This window comes from Methylobacterium sp. J-026, assembly GCF_022829585.1.
Taxonomy (GTDB): Bacteria; Pseudomonadota; Alphaproteobacteria; order Rhizobiales; family Beijerinckiaceae; genus Methylobacterium.
Window position 1 is genome coordinate 21,995 of record NZ_JAKSYC010000216.1, and the last position, 7,461, is coordinate 29,455.

Annotated in this window: 4 protein-coding genes and 2 pseudogenes; 1 reads left to right on the top strand and 5 read right to left on the bottom strand. The window is 69.2% G+C overall.

Annotation, left to right across the window (positions count from 1 at the left end; all coding sequences use genetic code 11):
- Nucleotides 1-9: 9 nt before the first annotated feature.
- Nucleotides 10-2,448 carry a PAS domain-containing protein gene (locus MKK69_RS19490; protein ID WP_243970561.1) on the top strand — a complete coding sequence of 813 codons (2,439 nt, stop codon included), beginning with the start codon at nucleotides 10-12 and terminating at the stop codon, nucleotides 2,446-2,448.
- Between the two features lie 105 nt (nucleotides 2,449-2,553).
- Here the strand turns inward: MKK69_RS19490 and MKK69_RS19495 are convergent, their stop codons facing one another.
- The 5 genes and pseudogenes from MKK69_RS19495 to MKK69_RS19515 all read right to left on the bottom strand — a co-directional run.
- Nucleotides 2,554-5,055: a PAS domain S-box protein gene (locus MKK69_RS19495; RefSeq protein WP_313900870.1), complete on the bottom strand. Its 2,502-nt coding sequence runs from the start codon at nucleotides 5,053-5,055 to the stop codon at nucleotides 2,554-2,556.
- Nucleotides 5,056-5,069: 14 nt separating this feature from the next.
- Nucleotides 5,070-5,990 (bottom strand): annotated as a pseudogene (locus tag MKK69_RS19500) (PAS domain S-box protein); the annotation flags it as partial.
- Nucleotides 5,950-6,114, bottom strand: coding sequence for a type II toxin-antitoxin system ParD family antitoxin (locus tag MKK69_RS19505; protein WP_243970562.1), 165 nt, complete (start codon nucleotides 6,112-6,114; stop codon nucleotides 5,950-5,952). The gene MKK69_RS19505 and the pseudogene MKK69_RS19500, both read right to left, overlap by 41 nt.
- Before the next feature lie 477 nt (nucleotides 6,115-6,591).
- Nucleotides 6,592-6,837 (bottom strand): annotated as a pseudogene (locus tag MKK69_RS31375) (Y-family DNA polymerase); the annotation flags it as partial.
- 193 nt (nucleotides 6,838-7,030) lie between these two features.
- A partial coding sequence (locus tag MKK69_RS19515; protein WP_243970564.1) for a tyrosine-type recombinase/integrase occupies nucleotides 7,031-7,461 on the bottom strand: 431 nt, incomplete at its 5' end.

Genomic DNA, 7,461 nt, shown 5'->3' on the forward strand with positions numbered 1-7,461 from the left:
CCCTTCCGCATGCTCGCTGAACCGACGTCACGGACCGATGACTTCCCGCGCGCCGGCGGCGAGACCGGCGCCCTCATGCGGGCCCACGATTGGGAGCGCACCGCCCTGGGCCCGCCGTCGGGATGGCCTGCCTCACTGAAGGTGGCGGTCAACCTGATCCTGGGCTCTCCCGAGAGCATGTGCCTCGTCTGGGGTGCGGACCTCACGTTCCTCTACAACGACGCCTATCGGCCGATGCTTGGTCTGCGCCATCCGCAGGCGCTCGGCGCGTCGATGGCGGAGGTCTGGGCCGACGTCTGGGAGGACATCAGGCCGATCTTCGAGAAGGCGTTGGCCGGCGAGCCGAGCCGATACCACGACATGCCGTTGACCATGACCCGGTACGGCGAGGAGGAGGAGACGTGGTGGTCCTTCTCGTACTCCCCGTTGTGCGACGAGGACGGTACGGTCGTCGGGATGTTCTGCGTCACCAGCGAGACCACGCAGCGAGTACGGTTTGAGCGTGCCCTGCGCGCGCGAGAGGCCGAGCTCCTGCTCATCACCGACACCTTGCCGCTGCTGATCGCCTTCATCGACCGCGATCTCACCTACCGGTTCGCGAACAGGGCCTACGAGGATTGGTTCTACAGACGCCCCGAGGACGTGGTCGGGTGCCATGTCAGCGACCTGCTGGACGAGGAGGGCCTTGCCGCGCGCCGAAGCGCATTCAACGCCGCCCTGGCAGGGGATCAGGTGCGGCTCGAACTCGACTGGCCGCACCGGGACGGGCGTCCCCGCATCGCCGACATCCGCTACCTCCCGCGCCGGGCGGAGGACGGCGCCGTCGATGGCTTCTACGTCTTCGTCCTCGACGTCACCGACCGAAAGCAGGTGGAGCACCTGTTGCGAGAGACCAACGAAACCCTCGAACGGCGGGTGGCGGAACGGACGCAGGACCGCAACGCCCTATGGCAGCTTTCGTCCGACATCATGCTCCGCTGCGGCTTCGACGGGACCATCGTCGCCGTGAACCCGGCCTGGACGAGCGTGCTCGGATGGTCGGAGGAGGAGCTCGTCGGACGCAACCTCTTCGAGTTGATCCATCCCGACGATGTCGAGCATACCGTCGAGGGGGCGCAATCGTCCTCCGAGGGCCACTCGCTCGCGCGCTTCGACAACCGCTACCGACATAAGGACGGCGGCTACCGATGGATCTCGTGGTCGACCCGGCCGGACGCCGGGGTGATCAACGCCGTCGGCCGGGACTTCACGGTCGAACGCGAGCGTTCGGAGGCGCTCAGGGTCGCCGAGGAGGCGTTGCGCCAAGCCCAGAAGATGGAAGCCATCGGACAGCTCACCGGCGGCGTGGCGCACGACTTCAACAACCTGCTGACCGTGATCAAGTCCTCGACAGACCTGCTCAAGCGACCCGACCTGCCGGACGCACGCAGGCTCCGTTACGTCGGCGCGATCTCGGATACCGTCGAACGCGCCGCCAAGCTGACGGGGCAGTTGCTGGCGTTCGCCCGCCGGCAGGCGCTCAAGCCCGAGGTGTTCGAGGTCGGGCAGAGCCTCACCTCGGTCGGCGACATGGTGGGAACGCTCACCGGTTCGCGCATCGCCGTCGACGTGCGTGTGCCAGGTGCCGCCGGTTTCGTGAACGCCGACCCGAGCCAGTTCGACACCGCGGTCGTCAACATGGTGATCAACGCCCGCGACGCGATGGGCGGCGAGGGCCGCCTGGTCATCGAGATGTCGGAGGTTGCAGAACTCCCGGCCCTCCGCGGGCTCGACCCCGTGGCGGGCGCCTTCGTGGCGGTCGCCATTACCGACAATGGGGCGGGGATCGCGGAGGGCGACATGGAGCGCATCTTCGAGCCGTTCTTCACCACCAAGGGCGTCGGGCACGGCACGGGCCTCGGCCTCAGCCAGGTCTTCGGATTCGCCAAGCAATCGGGTGGGGACGTCGCGGTCGAGAGCCGCGCCGGGCGCGGAACCACCTTCACCCTGTACCTGCCCCGGGTGCCCGACCCGGTCACGTCCACCGCCGAGGATGTCGAGCCGGAGCCGCTCGTCGACGGCCACGGCACCTGCGTCCTGGTGGTGGAGGACAACGTCGACGTCGGCGCCTTCGCCACCCAGTCCCTGGCCGAGCTCGGCTACGCCACGGTCTGGGCAGAGAACGCCGAGCAGGCACTCTCGGAACTGGCTATGGACGCGGGCCGCTTCGACGTGGTGTTCTCCGACGTGGTCATGCCGGGCATGAACGGGATCGACCTCGGCCACGAGATCCGCCGCCGCCACCATGACCTGCCGGTGGTGCTGACCTCGGGCTACAGCCACGTGCTCGCCAAGAACGGCACCTACGGGTTCGAGCTCCTGCACAAGCCGTACTCCGTCGAGGAGCTCTCACGCATCCTGCGCAAGGTGGGGACCTGGCGGCGGCGCAAGGGTCTGCTCGGTGCCTGACTCAGGCATTCCCCTTTCGATGTAGGCCCCCGATAGGCGACGGCGGATCATCCCATGACGTTGTCGAAGTCGAGGGATCGATGAGGTCCGGGACCGGCCGCCGTCCTACTCCGCCGCCTCCCTGCAACGGCGCTTCGAGGCGGCCCGTCGCAGGATGCGGGACAGCGCTTCGACCGAGTACGGCTTCTGCAGCAGCTCGAAGCCGTGGTCGCTCTCCTGGGCGAGGACATGGCTGTAGCCGCTGGTGAGCACCACCGGCAGGCCGGGATGGATGCGTGCCGTCTCACGTCCGAGCTCCACCCCGTTCATGCCCGGCATGATCACGTCGGAGAACACCACGTCGTAGGTGTCGGGCTCGGCCGCCAGGGCCGCCAGGGCCTCGTCGGCGTTCCCGACCCAGTGCGTGCCGTAGCCGAGCTCCTCCAGCGTCTGGGTCGAGAACGTGCCCACGTCCCGGTTGTCCTCAACCACCAGCACGCAGGTGCCGCGTCCGTCGACGACGGCGGCCTCGTCGGTTGCCCCCTCCACCCGGACGGCACCCGCGTCGACGCGCGGCAGGTACAGCGTGAAGGTGCTTCCGCGCCCGACCTCGCTCTCGACCAGGACCTCGCCGCCCGACTGCTTGGCGAACCCGAACACCTGGGACAGCCCGAGCCCGGTGCCCTGCCCGACGCCCTTAGTCGTGAAGAACGGCTCGAAGATCCGGTCGACCCGGTCGGCCGGGGTGCCGGAACCGGTGTCGGTCAGCGCGATCCGGACGAAGTCGCCGATCTGCGCGGGATGCGAGCGCATCGCGGGCACGACGCCCACCGCGTCGACCGCGATGTCGAGCCGCCCCTCGCCGCCCATCGCGTCGCGGGCGTTGACCGCCATGTTCACCAGGGCGGTGTCGAACTGGCTCGGGTCGGCGTTGATGTGGCAGGGCGCCTCGCTGACATGGATCGAGACCGCGATCCGGGCGCCGGTGAGGGTCCCGACCATCTCGCCGATGGCCCGCACGCTGCGGCCGACGTCGAACACCTCCGGTCGCAACGCCTGGCGCCTGGCGAAGGCCAGAAGCTGGCCCGTGAGCTTGGCGGCCCGGTCGACGGTGTCGGAGATCGCGCCAATGTACCGCCTGCGCCGTTCCTCGGTGAGGTCCGGACGCTTGAGCAGGTCGGTGGAGGACTTGATCACGGTGAGGAGGTTGTTGAAGTCGTGCGCCACGCCTCCGGTGAGTTGGCCGACCGCCTCCAGCTTCTGCGATTGCCGCAGGGCCTCCTCGGCCTGGAGCAGGCTGGCGGCACGCTCCTTCTCCAGGGTGACGTCGCGGGAGACGCAGTACAGCATCCCCTCGACCGGGACGGCCGTCCACGACAGCGTGCGGTAGCCCCCGTCGCGCGCCCTGAAGCGGTTCTCGAAGGCGAGCGTCAGGCCGCCGGCGGCGAGCCGGGCGACCTCGGCCCTAGTCTTCTCGCGGTCGTCTGGGTGTTCGAGCCACTCCGAAGTCTTGCCGACGATCTCGTCGCGTTCCCACCCCAGGATCGACCGCCAGGCCGGGTTGATGCTGACCCAGACGCCGTTCGCGTCGGCGACGCCCAGCATGTCCTGGCTCACCTGCCCGATCCGGTCGCGCTCCTTGGTGCGCTCGGCGACCTGCGCCGCCAGGGTCTCGTTCAGCGCCCGCAGCGCGCCCTGCGCGCGCACCCGCTCGACGGCGTCCCAGATCCGGGCCGCGACCTCCTCGACCAGCGAGACCTCGTCCGACGTCCAGGCCCGCGGCTCGCGCTGGTTGACGTAGACGACCGAGCGCAGGCACCCTTCGTGAACCTGGGGCACGGCGACGATGGCGGCGATGCCGAAGGACCCCATCCCGAGGCCGGCGGTGTCCGGATCGGCCTCGACGTCGGTATAGACCGACGTGCGGCCTTCCTTGAGGTTGGCGATGTTGCCGGGTCCGAACGCGTCGAGGGGGTAGGTGTCGGCCAGCGTCGCGACGCCGTCGACGTATTCGGTGCCGAGGGTGACGGACATGCCGTCTTCCCCGACGAAGCCGTAGCCGACCCGGCTGGCCCCGATGTGGCGTCCGAGTGCGTCCACCGCCGCCTGCATCCGGCCGCGCGGGCCGCCCTGCTCGCGCAACGTGTCGGTCAGGTCGAGGAGGAAGCGCTGCCGCCCCTCGGCGGCTTGCCGTTCGGCGACGCGCCGCTCCAGCTCGGCGTTCATCTCCCGAAGGCGACGCTCATCCAGCCGGCGGTCGGTCACGTCGGAGACCGTGAGCACGGCCCCCACGAGTTCCCCGCCCCCGAACACGGGCGCGTTCGAGCAGACCACCTCGATGGGCGTGCCGTCACGGCGGAAGAAGGTGCCGTCGCGCCGGCGCAGGGTCTCCCCCTTCCGGATGGAGTGCACGAAGTCGCATTCCGAGGACGGGAACGGGCGCCCGTCGGGATGGTGGTGGTGGGCGGCCTCGTGCAGGTCCTGCCCGACCAGCGTTCCCTCATCCCATCCCAGCAGGGCGTGCGCGGTCCGGTTGGCAAACGTGACGATTCCGTCGAGGTCGAGCTGGAATACCGCCTCGCTGACGTGGTCCGTGACGGTCCGGAGCAGGTCGGTCTGCCGCTGCAGCGCTCCGCCGCCAAACGCTGGCCGGTCCTGTCCCGGAGGATCTTAAGGTAGCCGACGTGCCCGCCGTCGTCGGCGTGCAGCGGCATCATCTCGCCGAGCGCGAAGAAGCGCGAGCCGTCCTTGCGCACGTGCCAGCGCTCGTCGTTGCCACGGCCTTCCTCGCGGGCGCCCTTCATCTCGCACTCGGGGATGCCCGCCGCGTCGTCCTCGTCTGTGAAGAAGACCCGGGCGGGCCTGCCGCGCATCTCCGCCTCCGACCAGCCGAGGATGGCCTCGGCCCCCGCGCTCCAGCCGGTGACGAGGCCGTCGAGGTCCAGGGTCACCATCGCGTAGTCGACGGCGCTGTCGAGGATCTGGCGGTGCCAGGTATCCGCCTCGCGGGCGCCTCGAAGGGCGTCGTCGCGGGCGGCCATCGACCGGCGCAGTTCCATCTGGGCCATGACCTGGCGGGCCAGCGCCTCCAGGGCCTCGGCCTGTTCGGGCGTCATTCCTTCCGGCCGGGGCTTCCCGTCGATCACGCATAGCGTTCCGAGCGCGACGCCCTCGGGGGTTTCCAGACGGGCGCCGGCATAGAACCGCAGGTGGGGCTCCCCGGTGACCAGGGTGTTGTCCCGGGTGCGCGGGTCGAGCGTCAGGTCCGGGATCACCAACAGGCCCGGTCGCGCGAGGGCGTGCGCGCAGACCGACTGCGACAGCGGGGTCTGGCACGGGTCGAACCCGACCCGTGCCTTGAACCACTGCCGGTCGGCGGCCACCAGGCTGACCAGGGCCACCGGCGTCGCGCAGATCCGGGAGGCGAGCAGGACGATGTCGTCGAAGCCCCGCTCGGCCTGCGTGTCGAGGATGCCGTAGCCGTCGAGGGCCGCGAGCCGGCCCGGATCGCGGGCGGCGTCCTCAGGCGCGGTCACAAACGACCTCGGCGTTGGCGGCCCCACGGAGGATCTTGGCCTCGTCGCGCTCGATCAGCAGGCGCAGCGCCGTCCTGACGATCTCGCTGATCGAGGTGTACTCGCTCTTGGCGACCTGGGCCTCGACGTACGCGATCAGCGGTTCGGTCAAGGCGATGTGTCTGGAGTGCTTCGCGGCCATCCGGAGGCGGTAGCAGCTCCCAAAACCGGTGTTGCACCCGCGCCACCGGTCTCACGCAGTCGTGTCGTCGCAGCCCGGGACGGACGACGCTGCCGGCGTACGCGTCCGTGACGCACGCCCAATGGCTCCGGTCTTCCGGGCGGACCGATGCCGGCCTGACCATATGGACCGGCATACCGCGCGACGTCACCTTCGGTCGCTGTCCCTCGGGGATCGGGGTCTGCGAAGGTCGGCGACCTATGTTCGGGTTTCGAGCGAGGCGACCGCGTCGCCGTTCCAGACGATGCCGTACCCAGCCTCCTCGACGGACTGAGTGACGACCGCCCTCCAGTCCGCGAGAGTACGGGCCTCTGCGCGGGCGAAGACCAGGGCGCAGATCCGTGACACGTTGCCGACCAACGCGGCCCCCCGGCTCGGCCCAATGCCGGTTCAGGGGGCCAGCGCAGCATCATAGAAGCTTCGGGTGACGGCGCAGCCCTTCCGGTTCGCGGCGATCTCCTCCAGTTCGAGGCACGCGACGCCGCACAGCTCCCGCACGAGGCGCTCGCCGACGACCGTCATGACCATGCGCACCACCCGGGTGTCTAGGTCGCGCACGTCAGCGGCACTCTCGTAGCCGAGCGCCCCCAGCTTGTGCGCGTTCGCCGGGCCGACGCCCTAGAGGTCCTCGGGTGGGATCCGGGCCATCCAATGACGTTAGGCATCCTAGTCGATCAGGTTGCAGCCCGAACGGCCCTGTCCACGAGAGGATAGAGATTACTTGGCATCGGCATCCGCCATGTCTGCTTCGGAGATGCCGCCGAACCTCAACAAACGACCGGGTTGGGCGCTTTTCTGCCGGGCTGCTCTGAAAGCCCCCCGACAATGAAGCCGAGGGGCCGAACGCTCAAATCTCAGTTCCCTCTGCCAAGGTCAGCGCATCCTCGACGTCGACACCGAGGTACCTGACCGTGCTCTCGATCTTGGTATGGCCGAGCAGGATCTGGACGGCACGCAGGTTGCCGGTCCGCTTGTAGATCAACGACGCCTTGGTGCGGCGGAGGGTATGGGTTCCGTAGTCCTCGCTGCGTAGCCCGATGCCCGTGACCCACTCATCGACGAGGCGCGCATACTGCCGGGTGCTGATATGCGTGACGCCGTCGAGCCTGCTTGGAAAGGCGTAGTCGTCGAGCGTGCCACCCCTGGCCTCCAGCCATGCGAGGATGCTGGTACGGGCGGGTTCGAGCAATTCGAACTGCACGGGCCGACCGGTCTTGCGCTGGATGACGATGGCTCGGCTACGGACGCGACCCCCGCTGACGAGGTCGCCGATCTTCA